The organism is Plantactinospora sp. CNZ320, from assembly GCF_002846275.1.
Genome location: NZ_PJMP01000001.1, coordinates 6,535,018 through 6,549,028 on the forward strand (window position 1 = coordinate 6,535,018; position 14,011 = coordinate 6,549,028).

Here is a 14,011-nt window from a genome sequence, read left to right on the forward strand (position 1 = left end):
GATCGCGGCCCGGCTGGTCGATACTTCCGGCAGCGAGCCGAGGAGGAAACCAGTGCCGAGGACCCACGACTACCGGTTGACCGTCACCTGGACCGGCGCTGGCGAGGCCGGCACCGTCAACTACCGCGACTACGGCCGGGACCACCGGATCACCGCCGACGGCCCGGCACCGCTGCTCGGCTCCGCCGACCCCACCTTCCGGGGCGACCCGGACCGGTGGAACCCGGAACAACTGCTGGTCGCCGCGTTGGCCCAGTGCCACATGCTGGCCTACCTCAGCCTCTGCGCCCGGGGCCGGGTGGTGGTCACCGGTTACGTCGACGACGCCGTCGGGACGATGGTCGAGAGCGGGGACGGTGGCGGCGCCTTCACCGAGGTCGTGCTCCGGCCCCGGGTTACGGTGGCCGCCCCGGAGATGGTGGCGCGGGCGACCGAGCTGCACGAGCAGGCGCACAAGCTCTGCTTCATCGCCAGCTCGGTCAACTTCCCGGTACGCCACGAACCCGTCGTCGAGGTCGCGGCCGGCGCCTGAGCCCGCCGCCGCAGGTCAGGCCGGGACCCGGTCGCCGGAGGTCACGGCGAGCCGGCGCGAGTTCTCCACCGCCATCGTCCGGACCTCCCGCTCGGTGAAGCCGGCCTCCAGCAGCCGGTCGGCGAAGAGCGCGAGCCCGTCCTCGACCGGCGGGTTGAACGGCTGTCCGAGATCGCTGGAGAGCACCGAGTGCGCGACCCCGACCGCCCGGATGTTGCCGAACAGGTCCGGCCAGGAGACCTTTCCGGTGTACGGCGTGGTGAAGCAGCGCTCCAGCAGGGCACCCGCCTCGGCGAGTTCCCGCTGCTGGGTGACGGGCAGCCGCTGCGAGGTGAACTCGGGATGGGTGACGACGATCCGGCGTACCCCCTCCGCGCCGGCCGCCCGGACCACGGCCAGGATCTCCGGGCCGGAGAGGTGCCCGGTGGCGAGCACCATGTCGTAGCGGGCGATCACCCGGAGCACCTGGCGGACCGGCTCCAACACCTGCCCGTCGGCGTCGACCACCTCGACGACGTCCGGCACGATGCCCTGGGCGTGCAGGTCGGCTTGGAGCGCACCCCACATCGCCGGCTTGGCCCCGGGCAGGTCGGTGGCGCTGCTGCGGCGCTGGTTTCCGGAGTCCACAGTGGGCATCCAGACCACCCGGGCACCCTGCCGCCCGGCGATCTCGACAGCCGCCGGGTTCATCCCGCCCATCGAACCGTTCAGGGTCACCGCGCCGAGCACGTCGACCTTCGGGCGTACCTTGCGGACCACCATCGCCCGCTCGGCGGTCGGCACGTAGTGCGACTTGAGTACGAAGCCGGCGAGCCCGACCTCGGCGAACCGGTCGGCCAGGTCGAGGTCGTCGATCCGCCGTTGCATCACGTCGGGGCCGACGTGCACGTGCGTGTCGTACGCCCCGGCGACCAGGGCACGGGCGCGGGCGGACGGGACGGGGTGCTCGGACATGACGCTCCTTGGGGGGTGGACGGATCGCAGGCCGGTCAGCCCGGACGGGTGGGATCGGGCCGGCCGCCCCGGCGGCGGATCGCCGTCGCGGTCCTGGCCAGGGTGGACTCGACGTACCCGAGATGCTGGCGCATCGCCGCCTCGGCGGCGTCCGGGTCCCGGGCGGCGATCGCGTCGACGATCGCGGTGTGCTCCTCGAATGACCGGGCCGGCCGGCCGGGCACCAGGATGGTGCGGTACTGGAACCGGACGAGCTGGGCCCGCAGTCCGGTGATGAGCCGGGCGGCGGTCTCGTGCCGGGCCGCCGCGATTATCGCGGCGTGCAGCTTGGCGTTTCCCTCCGAGTAGCCGAGCAGGTCGTCGGCGTCGAGTTTCCGGGCCATCCGGTCGAGCAGCCGGCGGATCGTGGCGATCTCCCGGGCGGTGGCGTGCTGCGCCGCCTGCCGGGCGGTGAGTGCCTCGAGTACGGCACGCACCTGGAGGATCTCCACCGCCTCCTCCTCGCTGACCAGCCGGACGTGTGCGCCCCGGTTCGGGGTGAGCACGACAAGTCCGTCCTGACCGAGCCGGACCAGTACGGTCCGGACCACCGCACGACTGACCTGTAGCCGGGTCGCCAGCTCGATCTCGATCAGCCGCTCGTTGGGCATCAGCTCGCCCCGGTAGATCTCCTGCCGGAGCTGGTCGTACGCCTCCTCGGCGGATCGGGCCGGCGCCCGCCGCCCGCCCGCCGTGGGCGGCCGCTGCACGGATTCGGTCATGATCTGGTCACCGGAACGATCCGGGCCGGGTCGATCCGGGCGGAACTCTGTCCATCGCCCATCGTCGGTCAACATTCGGGCGATTTCGGCGGCGGTCGGGACGGATTCGATCGGGCCGGTGAGACTGGTACGTCGGGTCCGCGGCGTCCACCGTGTCGACGGGGATATGCACGCGTCGGACCTTAGCCGGAGTGTGCCCGCCCACCGGGCGGTACGCCGGCCCGGCGCGGCCGGAGTCGCACCGGCTCCTCGGGTGAGGGCACCCCGCCAACTCCCAGCTCAGTCCGGCTGACCGCAACATTGTCTCCAGAATTATCAACAATATTGCACACAGATTCGCTGGTGGGGGTACCGGATGTCAATCGCTGTGACCTGCTGATATTGGTGACACCAGGAACGAGCATGCGGCGTCTTGCCTCAATCTTGACCGGATCCTGTCGATGACATTTCGGACACAGCTCATTTACGATTCTCGACCGAACGAGGGCCGGCGGGCCGGATACGCGCCGAGGGGTCGCGGCGTGTTGTTCGCGCGGGAGGCGTCGAGCGCCCGCCCTCGGGTCCATTCCACAAGCGGGAGGCACACATGTTCAGACGTTCTCGCCTGCTCACGGCGGCGTTACTGGCGGCGGCGCTGGCGGCAACGAGCGGGTGCAGCGGCGACTCCGGGTCGGGGGCCGAAGCGTCCAAGAAGGACCCGGACAAGGTCGCGTACATCACCGCCTTCGGGGCGGTCGGCCGGGACGCGTTCGCCTGGGTGGCCAAGGAGAAGGGCTACTTCGCCGAGGCCGGTATCGAGGTGGAGATCCAGAAGGGCGCTGGCAACGTCCCGAACCTGACCGCGATGAAGTCCGGCAAGGTGCAGTTCGCCGCGCTCGACTTCACCGGTGCGGTGATCCAGGCCGGCAAGGGCGAGTTCACCGACTGGCGGGCCGTCGCCGCCGTACACCAGCAGACGCTGGTCGCGGTGATGACCACCAAGGACACCAACATCAGCACCCCGAAGGACCTGGAAGGCAGGACCATGGCGACCGGCAAGGGCTCGGTCACCGAACTGCTCTTCCCGGCGTACGCCCGGCTGGCCGGCATCGACGCGGCGAAGGTGAAGATCCAGCCGGCGCAGGCCACCGCACTGAACGGCCTGATGGCGTCCCGGCAGGTCGACGCGCTCGGTACCTTCCTGCTCAGCCGCACCGCCCTCGGCAACGCCGCCAAGAAGGACGTGGTGGTACTGCCGTACAGCGACTACCTGCGGGACCTGTTCGGCAACGCCATCATCACCACCCCCGCCCTGATCGAGAAGAACCCGGATCTGGTCCGCCGGTTCACGGGTGCGCTGCTCAAGGGCCTGCAGTACTCGATCGACCACCCGGAGGAGGCGGCGCAGATCCTCAACAAGGCGGAGCCGAGCTACGCGGTGCCGTCCGGGGTCGGCGAGATCAAGGCGATGACGCCCTACGTGGCACCGGTCGGCGGTGCGCCGGTCGGCTTCATGGACGAGCAGCGGGTGATGCGGACCATCGCCGTGATGCAGGGCGCCGGTCTGATCCCCGGCGGGCTGACCCCGGACAAGGTCGTCGACTTCGGTTTCGTGCCGAAGGCCTGACGATCGCGGATCCCGCGCTGCCATCCTGAGTGGACAGCCGGGGAGCGGAGCCGGGCCGGGACGGTGGTCGCATCGACCGCCGTTCCGGCATCGGCGTACCCACGCCGGGCCGTGCGCGCCGTGACCGGGCGCCGCCGGCCACCCCTGACGCCGCCGCGTCACCCCACCCGGAGGCCGTGATGAGCAGTTCACCGACGACCACCCGTCTGACCCGACTCTGGACCGACGCCGGACTGCCCGTGCTGGGTGGTGCGCTGGCGATCGGCCTCTGGTGGCTGACCGCCGAGGTCCTCGACATCTCGACGTTCTTCCTGCCGACGCCGCCGGACGTGGTCGACGCGTTCCTCCGGTTCCCCGGCTATCTGCTGGCGGAGACCTGGGTGACCCTGCTGGAGACGGTGATCGGGTTCGGCATCGCCGCCAGCGCCGGGCTGCTGGTCGCCCTGCTGCTCGCGGCGTCCCGGGTGGTGGAGCGGATGACCATGCCGCTGATGGCGGCGGTCAACGCCGTACCGAAGGTGGCGCTCGCGCCGCTGCTGCTGGTCTGGATGGGCTTCGGGCCGGAACCGAAGATCGTCATGGTGGTCCTGGTCTGCTTCTTCCCGATCGTGGTCGCCACGATGTCCGGGCTGACCTCGACCCCGAGCGACCTGCGGGAACTGGTGCACTCGCTCTCCGCCTCGTGGTGGCAGACCTTCGTCAAGGTACGGCTCTCCTGGGCGCTGCCGCAGATCTTCGTCGGGTTGAAGGTGGCGATCTCGTTGGCGATCATCGGCGCGATCATCGGCGAGGTGGTCAACCCCGACCGTGGGCTCGGCGCGGTGATCGTCAGCTCCGGGAACTCCGCCGACACCCCGCTCGCGTTCGCCGCGCTGACCCTGCTGGCGTTGATGGGTGCGCTGCTGTTCTATCTGGTCGTGGCGGTCGAGCGGCTCGTCGTACCGTGGGCCCGCGCGATCGCGTCGTGACGGCGCGGCCGATCGCGTCGTGACGGCGCGGCCGATCGCGTCGTGACGGGGCGGCCGATCGCGGGCTTGACGGCGCGGCCGATCGCGTCGTGACGGGCGGTTCATGTGCGGGGCTGCTCGCCGGAAGCCCGCTCGCTAGTGTGGCGCCAGGGGACGATCAGCCGGGCCGGCAGGTGGTGCCGAGCCGGGGCTTCCCCCGTGTGTCGTGGTCGGTCAGGCGAGGGTGGCGGTGGTTTCGTGGCGTCCGGAAAGCTGCTCAGGTTCGACGAGGTACGCGGTTACGGCTTCATCGCCCCGGACAGCGGGGGTGAGGACGTCTTCGTGCACGCCAACGACTTCGGCGAGGAGAAGCACCTGATCCAGCCGGGGATGCGGCTGGAATACGAGGTCGAGCAGGGCGAGCGGGGGCTCAAGGCGTCCGCCATCCGGATCACCGACCGGCCGGTGGTCAAGCCGCGTCCGAGCCGGACGGCCGGCGACGACGAGTTGTGCGACGTACTCTCCGGAGCCGAGTTCAGCGGCGAGATCACCGAGCTGTTGATCGAGAAGGTACCGTCGCTGACCGGGGCGCAGATCGGCGCGATCCGGCAGCAGGTGGTCGGGCTGGCCCGGGCGCACGGCTGGGTCGAGTCCTGAGCGCGGCCGACCGGTCAGGCGCCCCGGACCGACAGGATCGCGCGGTGGGCACCTCGGGCAGCGGCGCCCTGCTGGCCGTCAGCGACCTGCACATCGGTTATCCCGAGAACCGCAAACTCGTCGAGGGTTTCGTGCCGGGCTCGGACGACGACTGGCTGCTGGTCGCCGGTGACGTCGCCGACCGGGTCGACGAGATCTACTGGGCGCTGCGGCTGCTCAAGGAGCGCTTCTCCACCGTCGTCTGGGTGCCCGGCAACCACGAGCTGTGGACGCCCCGGCGGGACCCGGTGCGGTTGCGCGGCGTCGCCCGCTACGAGCTGCTGGTCGAGATGTGCCGGCGGATCGGGGTGATCACCCCGGAGGATCCGTACCCGGTGTGGGAGGGTCCGGACGGGCCGGTGACCGTGGTGCCGCTCTTCCTGCTCTACGACTACACCTTCCGGCCGGCGGGTGCCCGGACCAAGGAGGAGGGCCTGGCGCTGGCGCACGAGGCCGGGGTGGTCTGCACCGACGAGTACTTCCTGCACCCCGACCCGTACCCGAGCCGGGAGGAGTGGTGTGCCGCCCGGCTCGCCCTCACCGAACGCCGGCTGGCCGAGCTGGCACCGGAGACCCGGACGGTGCTGGTCAACCACTTCCCGCTGGTCCGGGAGGTCACCGACGTACTGCGCTATCCGGTGTTCGCGCAGTGGTGCGGCACGGTGCGGACCGCCGACTGGCACCGGCGCTACCGGGCCGCCTCGGTGGTCTACGGGCACCTGCACATCCCGAGGGTGAACTGGTTCGACGGGGTCCGCTTCGACGAGGTGTCGCTCGGCTATCCCCGGGAGTGGCAGGGCCGGTCGAGGCCACCGCGCGGCCCCCGGCCGATCCTGCCGGCCGGCTCGGCGGCACGGGACGCCGACCTCGTCTGGTGACGAGCGCGTGGTGACCAGCCGTCGGGTGACGAGCGTCTGGTGACGAGCGTCTGGTGACGATCGTGCGGTGACGAGTCGTCAGCCGGTGGGGCGCTCGACGCGGCGCATCCAGAACGCGCCGGTGGGCAGCCGCCGGAACTCGGCGGGTACCGCGTCCGGGTGGCACGACCAGAGCCACGAGGTGAAGAGGAGCATCCGCCACGCCACGTTGTCGGTGAGGAAGGCCCGGAGCAGATAGACCTCGGTCCAGTCCCGACCCTCCCGGAGCCACCGCTCCGGATACTCGAACGGCCAGTGGATGTCGTGTACGTGCACGATCACCCCGGGACGCAGCGTCGGCAGTACGTGCAGCAGCAGCCAGACGACGTCCGAGCCGGCCTTGGCGACGTGGGTCGAGTCGATCAGGAGGATGTCGCCGGCGTCGAGCCTGGCGAAGGTGTACCTGTCGACGTCCTGGACCCGGCGCTGGATCAGCTCGACCCGGTCACCGGGACGCAGCCGGGAGCGCAGCCGCTCCGGATGCGGCTCGACGCAGGTGATCCGCAGGTCCGGCAGGTACCGCTCGGCGACGTCGAGGGCGACCGCTGTGGAGTATCCGGAGCCGACCTCGATCAGCCGGGCCGGTCGGTGGTGCCGGAGCATCGCGTGCAGTACGGCGGCGTCGGCGCGACCGTACATCCCGTTGTGGTCGTGCCAGCGGTCGCTGGGGAGTTCCCGCATCAGCGGACCGAGTTCGGCGGCCAGTTCGAGCTGTTTCCGCTCGCACAGGTCGACGCCGACCGGGGTCAGTTCGCGCCAGCCGATCGCGGTGGCCCGGTCGGCCAGCGAGGTGGCCGGCGAGTAGAAGTGCCCGGGTTTCACGTACGGCGGTGTGCTGAGGGCGGCGCTGATCCCCCGGGCACGCCGGACGACCTGCGTCTGGAACTCTCCAACAGCCATGTGGGGAATTGTGTCCTTTATGACGATACTTTTGCTAGTAGCCCGCAAAATCGGAGTTTCCGTGCTTATCGGACTTGACCGGATCGACCCCGCCGAGCGTCGACGGGCAGAATGAACCTTTTTCAACCTGGACAGCGTGGCGCTCACACACCGCGTCTGACCCTGCGGTCCGCCGGACCGCAAGTGGAGGTTGAAAAGGGTTCAATGGCCGGGTGAGGATCCGGGCCGCCCTGGCACCGCTGACCAGTGGCGCCACCTACCGCCGAGGAGTCTTCCTGCTGCTCGGCGGGGTACTGCTGCTGCCGTACCTGCTGCTCGGCACGATCTTCGTCGAGATGTGGCGCACCAGCCAGGTGCCCCGGCCGGCCGTACTGCTGCTGATAGCGGCAGCCACGGTGATCGCCGCCGTACCGCTGTTCCTGCGCGGCACCCGGGCGCTGGAGATCGCCGCCGCGCGTACCCTGCTCGACATCGCGCTTCCCGAGCCGGCCGCCGACAGCGGGGTCGACCGGGAGACCCGACTGCGCTGCGCCCTCTGGATCGGCGTCCACCTGGTCTCCGGCGGTCTGGTCGGGTTCGCGCTGATCGCGGCCCTGCCGATGGCGTTGGTCTTCCTCTTCGTCCAGTTCGGCATCGGCGCCGAGGCCGTCGCCGACCTGCGGCTCGGCCCGGTCGGGCAGTGGCACCGGGGCTGGCTCAGCCTGCTCGGGGTGGGCCTGCTGGTGCTGCTCGGCTATGCCGTCGCCGGGCTGGGCGCGCTGGCCAGGCTGATGGCCCCGGTGCTGCTCGGCCCGTCCCAGACCGAGCGGATCGCCGCGCTGGAGCGGCAGGCCAGCCGGCTCGCCGAACGCAACCGGCTGGCCCGGGAACTGCACGACTCGGTCGGGCACGCGCTCACCGTCGCGACCCTCCAGGCGGCGGCCGCCGGGGAGGTGCTGGAGACCGACCGCGAGTTCGTCAGGCGCGCACTGCGGGCGATCGAGGAGACCGGCCGGGCGGCGATGACCGATCTGGACCACGTACTCGGACTGCTCCGGCGGGGCGAGGCCGAACGTGCCGGCGGCGGCACACTGCCCGAGGACGACGGTACGACGGTGCGGGCGCCGCAGCGTACCCTCGACGACCTGGACCGGCTGGTCGCCGACACCCGGGCGACCGGGCTCCCGGTCACCGTCGAGCTGGCCGGCGACCTCGGCGCGGTGCCGGCGGCGGTGGCCCGGGAGGGTTACCGGATCCTCCAGGAGGGACTGACGAACGCCGCCCGGCACGCCGGCCGGCGACCGGTGACCCTGCGGGTCACGGCCCGCGACGACGCCCTGGAGATCGAGCTGGTCAACGCGCTCGGCGAGCCGTCCGGCGCGGCGGCCCGGGGACGGCCCGGCCCGGTACGCCCACCCGGTCAGCGGCGGGGGCGTGGGCTGGCCGGCATCCGGGAACGGGTGGTCCTGCTCGGTGGCCGGGCCAGCGCCGGTCCGGAGGGCGGCGACTGGCGGGTCGCGGTCTGGCTGCCGACCACGACCAGGGGAGTGGAGCGGACATGACCATCAGGGTGCTGATCGTGGACGACGAGGAGCTGATTCGGGTCGGCCTGCGGGCCATCGTCGACGCGCAGCCGGACCTGACAGTGGTCGGCGAGGCCGCCGACGGTGCCGAGGTGCCGCCGCTGGTCGGCAGGCTGCGGCCCGACGTGGTGCTGATGGACGTCCGGATGCCGGCCATCGACGGCATCCAGGCCACCCGGCACCTGCTCGCCACCTCGGCCGAACCGCCCCGGATCCTGGTGGTCACCACGTTCGAGAACGACGAGTACGTCTACCAGGCGCTCCGGGCCGGCGCGCACGGCTTCCTGCTCAAGCGGGCCCGCCCGGCCGAGGTGGTGGACGCGATCCGGGTGGTGGCCAAGGGCGAGTCCCTGCTCTTCCCGGCGGCACTTCGCCGACTCGTCGCGGCATACGGCCCCGGCCCGGCCGGCGACCGGCTCGACCGGGCCCGGCTGACCGAGCGGGAGGGTGAGGTGCTGCGGCTGATGGCGACCGGACTGTCCAACTCGGAGATCGCCACCGAACTGGTACTCGGCGTCGAGACCGTCAAGACGCACGTCGGCAACGTACTGGCCAAGCTCGGTGCCCGGGACCGCACCCAGGCGGTGATCGCCGCGTACGAGGCGGGTTTCGTGGTGCCGTCGTCGAACGGCTGAAAACTCCCCGCCGACGCGGAACTTCCGGCCGACGCGGCAATCGACCTGCCGACGCGAAATTCTCCGTCTCCGTGCAACCTGCCCCGGCTCCGGTGCGCACCTATCCGGCGAGAGGAGCGGGATGCGAAGCGACGACAAGGATCGGCGCGACGACGATCGACGCGGCGAGGATCGACGCGACGAGGATCGGCGCCAGTTCAGCGAGTACTTCGCGGCACGGCGGGACGTGGTTCGGCGGTCGGCGTACCTGATGTGCGGTGACTGGCACTGGGCCGACGACCTGGCCCAGGCCGCGTTCATCCGGCTCGCGTCGGCGTGGCACCGGGTACGCGACCAGCAGGCGTTGGACGCGTTCGTGCGTACCTGCCTGGTCCGGTCGTACCTGGCGGAGACCCGGCGGGTTTGGCGGCGGCGGGAACGGGCGGTCGGCGATCTGCCCGAATCGGCCGGGCCGGACGACGACGCCGAGAGCGTCACCCGGCGGGTGGCCTTCGCCCGGGCACTCCGGGAGGTGCCGCCCCGACAGCGGGTGACGCTGATCTGCCGCTATTACCACCAGCTCGACGTCGCCGAGACGGCGGCGGTGCTGGGTTGCTCGGAGGGGACGGTGAAGAGCCAGACCGCCCGGGGCCTGGCCACGCTGCGCCGGGTGCTCGGCGACGCCATACCCGCGCAGAGGCTGGTCTCGGTGACGGAGTCGAAGACGTGACCGAGCTGAGGAGAGGAGACGACGAGATGAGCGACCTGCGCGAACTCTTCGAGGACGTGGCACAGGCGCCGCCGCCGACCCGGTTGCTCGGTGACGAGGTGTACGCGGCCGGCCGGCGTCGACTGTGGCGCCGTCGTACCGCGATGGCCGGTACCGCGTTCGCGGTGACCGCCTGCGCGATCGTCACCGCGGCGGTGGTGGCGCTGCCCGGCAGCGGTACCGGCCCGGCGCCTGTCGACGACCGGCTGGCGGGCGCGGCAGTGACCGGTACCCCGGGGGTGTTGCCACATCCGGGGTCGATCCAGTGGATGGGGGCCGCCGATTCGCAGCACCTGTACCTGGCGCTCTCGACCTGCTCGCGTGGGCCGTGCAAGACCGTCTGGCAACTCGTCGGCTCGGACGACGGCGGGCGGACCTGGACCGAACGCGGCACCCCGGCCCAGTTCCCCGACCCGCTGGTGCTCGGCCCGGAACTGCTGCTCGTCGAACGGTCGCCGGCGCCGCCGGGGACCGGACCGTGGACGCTGGAGGCGAGTCGGGACGGCGGCCGGAGCTGGCAGGCCACCGGGACCGGCCCGGCGGTGCCGGCGGTGCCGCCGGGTAGCTTCGCCGTCTGTCGCCCCGAACCGGATGCCGAGCCCGGCGGTACGTCGATTCCCGGCCTGATGCCGTGCCGGATCCACGCCTTCGATCCGGTAGCCAACCGGGTCTCGCCGTTGACGGTGCAACCTGCGCAGACCCTTGTCGACCGGAAGATGATCGTGGAGTCGAACGGTCGGCTCTGGGCGCCGGGCTTCGACCGGCAGTCGGCCAGGCCGGCGGTCGCGACGAGTACCGACGGCGGGCGGAGCTGGTCCAGCCACACCTTCGCGGAGATGCCGGCCTGCGGGGCCGAGAACTGTCCGCTGGTGCAGCTGTCGGCCGGCCCGGACGGGGTCGACTACGCCGTCGTCACCGACGCGCAGCGCCGGGCCGTCTACCGGCACACCTCGGCCGAGGGCTGGCAGCGGCGAGCCGGCGCCGACCAGATCCCCTACCAGCGCGTCGATCCCGGATCGTTCGTCGCCCCGGACGGCAGCCACGTCGTCTACCAGGCGGCCGAGGGTGGGGGCGAGACGACCAGCAGGTACCAGTTCTGGGCCGCCCGGTCGGGTGGGGAGAGCTATCAGCAGGTCGAACTGCCTGGAATGCCCCGGATGTTCAGCCCGGTGGTGCGGGCCTCCGACGGCTGGCTCTTTGCCCGGGGTGACGGCGACGTGAGCTACGGCTCGACCGACGGCTGGAACTGGGTACCGCTGAACCGGCGCTGACCACACCCGGCACCCCGCACCGCGCGGTACCACATCCCGCACACCACACCCCGTCCCCGCTGCTTCGGCGGCGAGGGCGGGGTGTGTGGTGTTGTCCGAACGTCGTGCGGTGTCAGTCCACGGAGAGGGTCTGGATGGTGATCCCGACCTTCGGCACCCCGCCACCTGCGGGTATGGAGTTGTCGTGGCCACCTGCGGCCACCCGGTCCACCACGTCGAGGCCGGTGGTGACGGTGCCGAACGGGGTGTAGAGGGGCTGGAGCGAGCTCGAACTGTCCTGGAAGATGATGAAGAACTGGCTGCCGTTGCTGCCGGGTTCCCCGATGTTGGCCATCGCCACCACACCCCGGCCGTACTGCGCACCGGTCAGGTTCTCGTCGGCGAACCTGTAGTCCGGCCCGCCCATCCCGGTACCGCTCGGGTCGCCGCACTGGAGCACGAAGATCCCTTCGGTGACGAGGCGGTGGCACCGGCTCCCGTCGAAGAACTTCTTCCCGGCGAGGTGCTGGAAGCTCGCCACCGTGCACGGGGTGCGAGCCCGGTCCATGCTGATCGCGATCTCGCCGAGGTTGGTGCTCAGCCGCATCGTGGCGGTGCCGGTCTGCGGCGCCGCGTCGAAGTCGGGCAGCCCGACCGCCCTGGTCTGGGCGTTCGCCGGGGTGACGGTGCCCGCGCACTGTGCCGACGCGGTGCGGCTCCCCGGGCTCGGTGCGGTGCCAGTGCCCTCGCCGCTCGCCTCCGGGCCGCTGTCGCTGCTGCTGCCGTTCTGCACGTAGTAGACCGCCAGGCCGACGCAGCCCACGCCGAGGCAGAGCACGGTCACGACGGCGGCGGCGACCAGGCCGATCACCAGCGGCCGCCGGCCACGCGCCGGTTGCGCCTGCGTCGGGTACGGCGCACCGGGCGGGACGGCACCCGGCGGCATCGCCCCGGCTGGCGGCATCGCCCCGGGCGGTGGCAGCGCCCCGGGCGGCGGTGTGCCGGCTGGCGGCAGCGCACCCGGTGGCGGCAGCGCACCGGCTGGCGGGGGCGCGGGCGGGTACATCCCGGGCGGGTACGGGCCAGGCGGATACGGTCCCGGCTGTGCCGGGTCGGGGGCCGGGGGTTCGGCAGGGGGCTGGCTCACCGGGTCAGCCTACCCAGTGGGCTCGATGGATTCCCGGGTCGGCGGGCACGAGGGGGCCGGGGTCGGGCCGGGTGCCGGGCAGCATGTCTAATGCCTGGCTCGAACCTCCTGGTGATGGCATCATGCCCCGTCGTGACAGCACCCGACGGCATCCAGATCACCACGCTCGCGCAGCGGCCCGAGCTGGCGGCGCGGATCTACGAGATCACCGACACCTGGCCGATCTTCAGCGGGGAGGACCTGCTCGCCAGCGCACTGCACCTGCGGGTGCCGGGGGAGTTCCCGGAGTACTGCGTGGTGGCCACCGACGGCGATCGGGTCGTCGCGCGCGGGTTCGCCGTCCCGTTCAACGCCGTCCTGAAGGGCCGGGAGGAGATGCCGGCGCAGGGCTGGGACGTGGTGCTGGTGTGGGCGTTCAACGATCTGCGCCGGGGCAACGTGCCGACAGTCGTCAGCGCGTTGGAGATCACGATCGACGTCGACTATCTCGGCCGTGGCCTCTCCCACCGCATGGTCGCCGCGTTGCGCCGAGCGGCCGGCGAGCAGGGCCACGAGGTACTGCTCGCCCCGGTCCGCCCGACCGCCAAGCACCTGCAACCGCGGCTGCCGATGAGCGAGTACATCCGGCAGCGGCGTGACGACGGCCTGCCGGCCGATCCGTGGCTGCGGGTACACGTCCGGGCCGGCGGCACGATCGAGAAGGTCGCCCCGGCGTCGATGACGGTGGCGGGGTCACTGGCCCAGTGGCGGGAGTGGACCGGCCTGCCCTTCGACCGGGACGGTGACGTCGAGATCCCCGGCGGGCTGGTACCGGTACGCTGCACCCTCGCCCACGACCACGCCGTCTATGTCGAACCCAACGTCTGGGTACGCCACCGCATCTGAGCTGGTCCCGACCTCATCCACGGTGACGAACGGTTCGCGGCTACCTGTTTCGTCGACAGGCGACCGTGGCCCGGCCGGAAGCGGATGGCGGCGGAGTTGGTGGCCCGGGAGGATCAAGGTCATGGGGCACAGAGCTGCCGGGTGGGCATGGTCGAAGGTCAGCACGATTCACGGGGCTCGTGACGGGAGCGCCGACGGGTGTGCCGGTGAGATCTACTCCTACAGGTACCGCACCCACGCGCCCTCAGACAGGCTCTACGAACGCTGTGTCGGCTTGGCGTGGTGCTCGGACTGCCGTCAGTATTCCGGGACGATGGTGCTTGTACCGCGGGACGAACGTGTCCCAGACCTGCTCGCCGAGCTACCAGCGCCCGAGCGTGCGCGGCTGGTTCGGAGCGAGGTGAAACTGCTCGATCACCTTGATCGACTCGTCCGTCAGGGAACCTGGCCGGATCGCCAGCCGTGACCGGC

Annotated in this window: 14 protein-coding genes; 10 read left to right on the forward strand and 4 right to left on the reverse strand. The window is 71.5% G+C overall.

What is annotated here, in order from left to right:
• Positions 1-52: 52 nt before the first annotated feature.
• Positions 53-532: an OsmC family protein gene (locus CLT71_RS29290; protein WP_101369936.1), complete on the forward strand. Its 480-nt coding sequence runs from the start codon at positions 53-55 to the stop codon at positions 530-532.
• A 15-nt stretch (positions 533-547) separates the two neighbouring features.
• Here CLT71_RS29290 and CLT71_RS29295 read toward each other — a convergent pair whose 3' ends face one another.
• Together CLT71_RS29295 and CLT71_RS29300 are read right to left on the reverse strand one after the other, a co-directional pair.
• Positions 548-1,486 (reverse strand): DUF6282 family protein, encoded by a 939-nt coding sequence (locus tag CLT71_RS29295; RefSeq protein ID WP_101369937.1) that lies wholly within the window; start codon positions 1,484-1,486, stop codon positions 548-550.
• 35 nt (positions 1,487-1,521) lie between these two features.
• Positions 1,522-2,247 (reverse strand): GntR family transcriptional regulator, encoded by a 726-nt coding sequence (locus CLT71_RS29300; protein ID WP_101369938.1) that lies wholly within the window; start codon positions 2,245-2,247, stop codon positions 1,522-1,524.
• A gap of 586 nt (positions 2,248-2,833) precedes the next feature.
• Between CLT71_RS29300 and CLT71_RS29305 the strand changes: the two genes are divergently transcribed.
• The 4 genes from CLT71_RS29305 to CLT71_RS29320 all read left to right on the forward strand — a co-directional run bounded on the left by CLT71_RS29305 (position 2,834) and on the right by CLT71_RS29320 (position 6,374).
• On the forward strand, positions 2,834-3,853 hold the full coding sequence (locus CLT71_RS29305) for an ABC transporter substrate-binding protein (RefSeq protein WP_101369939.1): 1,020 nt from the start codon (positions 2,834-2,836) through the stop codon (positions 3,851-3,853).
• 179 nt (positions 3,854-4,032) lie between these two features.
• On the forward strand, positions 4,033-4,821 hold the full coding sequence (locus CLT71_RS29310) for an ABC transporter permease (RefSeq protein ID WP_101371899.1): 789 nt from the start codon (positions 4,033-4,035) through the stop codon (positions 4,819-4,821).
• A gap of 237 nt (positions 4,822-5,058) precedes the next feature.
• Entirely contained in the window at positions 5,059-5,457 is a 399-nt protein-coding gene (locus CLT71_RS29315; RefSeq protein ID WP_101369940.1) for a cold shock domain-containing protein, read from the forward strand.
• A 44-nt stretch (positions 5,458-5,501) separates the two neighbouring features.
• Entirely contained in the window at positions 5,502-6,374 is an 873-nt protein-coding gene (locus tag CLT71_RS29320) for a metallophosphoesterase family protein (protein WP_101369941.1), read from the forward strand.
• Between the two features lie 78 nt (positions 6,375-6,452).
• On the opposite strand, the gene CLT71_RS29325 is transcribed toward CLT71_RS29320, so the two are convergent.
• On the reverse strand, positions 6,453-7,313 hold the full coding sequence (locus CLT71_RS29325) for a class I SAM-dependent methyltransferase (RefSeq protein ID WP_101369942.1): 861 nt from the start codon (positions 7,311-7,313) through the stop codon (positions 6,453-6,455).
• Between the two features lie 212 nt (positions 7,314-7,525).
• On the opposite strand from CLT71_RS29325, the gene CLT71_RS29330 reads away from it, so the two are divergent.
• From CLT71_RS29330 to CLT71_RS29345, 4 genes are all read left to right on the forward strand, one after another.
• Entirely contained in the window at positions 7,526-8,854 is a 1,329-nt protein-coding gene (locus tag CLT71_RS29330; protein ID WP_101369943.1) for a histidine kinase, read from the forward strand.
• Positions 8,851-9,510, forward strand: a complete 660-nt coding sequence (locus CLT71_RS29335; protein ID WP_101369944.1) for a response regulator transcription factor — start codon at positions 8,851-8,853, stop codon at positions 9,508-9,510. Before CLT71_RS29330 ends, CLT71_RS29335 begins: the two co-directional genes overlap by 4 nt.
• 121 nt (positions 9,511-9,631) lie before the next feature.
• On the forward strand, positions 9,632-10,219 hold the full coding sequence (locus tag CLT71_RS29340; RefSeq protein WP_101369945.1) for a SigE family RNA polymerase sigma factor: 588 nt from the start codon (positions 9,632-9,634) through the stop codon (positions 10,217-10,219).
• A gap of 26 nt (positions 10,220-10,245) precedes the next feature.
• Positions 10,246-11,529 carry a sialidase family protein gene (locus CLT71_RS29345; RefSeq protein ID WP_101369946.1) on the forward strand — a complete coding sequence of 428 codons (1,284 nt, stop codon included), beginning with the start codon at positions 10,246-10,248 and terminating at the stop codon, positions 11,527-11,529.
• 112 nt (positions 11,530-11,641) lie between these two features.
• Here CLT71_RS29345 and CLT71_RS29350 read toward each other — a convergent pair whose 3' ends face one another.
• Positions 11,642-12,655 carry a peptidylprolyl isomerase gene (locus tag CLT71_RS29350; RefSeq protein ID WP_143743656.1) on the reverse strand — a complete coding sequence of 338 codons (1,014 nt, stop codon included), beginning with the start codon at positions 12,653-12,655 and terminating at the stop codon, positions 11,642-11,644.
• A 132-nt stretch (positions 12,656-12,787) separates the two neighbouring features.
• Here CLT71_RS29350 and CLT71_RS29355 point away from each other — a divergent pair, with 132 nt between their 5' ends.
• A complete protein-coding gene (locus CLT71_RS29355) occupies positions 12,788-13,540 on the forward strand; it encodes an N-acetyltransferase (protein ID WP_486483519.1) in 753 nt (250 codons plus the stop codon).
• Positions 13,541-14,011: the final 471 nt, after the last annotated feature.

Bases quoted from the DNA above. Each gene is read 5' to 3' on its own strand.
- CLT71_RS29295 (WP_101369937.1), bottom strand. From the start codon at position 1,486: ATGTCCGAGCACCCCGTCCCGTCCGCCCGCGCCCGTGCCCTGGTCGCC.
- CLT71_RS29310 (WP_101371899.1), top strand. From the start codon at position 4,033: ATGAGCAGTTCACCGACGACCACCCGTCTGACCCGACTCTGGACCGAC.
- CLT71_RS29300 (WP_101369938.1), bottom strand. From the start codon at position 2,247: ATGACCGAATCCGTGCAGCGGCCGCCCACGGCGGGCGGGCGGCGGGCG.
- CLT71_RS29340 (WP_101369945.1), top strand. From the start codon at position 9,632: ATGCGAAGCGACGACAAGGATCGGCGCGACGACGATCGACGCGGCGAG.
- CLT71_RS29335 (WP_101369944.1), top strand. From the start codon at position 8,851: ATGACCATCAGGGTGCTGATCGTGGACGACGAGGAGCTGATTCGGGTC.
- CLT71_RS29345 (WP_101369946.1), top strand. From the start codon at position 10,246: ATGAGCGACCTGCGCGAACTCTTCGAGGACGTGGCACAGGCGCCGCCG.
- CLT71_RS29305 (WP_101369939.1), top strand. From the start codon at position 2,834: ATGTTCAGACGTTCTCGCCTGCTCACGGCGGCGTTACTGGCGGCGGCG.
- CLT71_RS29325 (WP_101369942.1), bottom strand. From the start codon at position 7,313: ATGGCTGTTGGAGAGTTCCAGACGCAGGTCGTCCGGCGTGCCCGGGGG.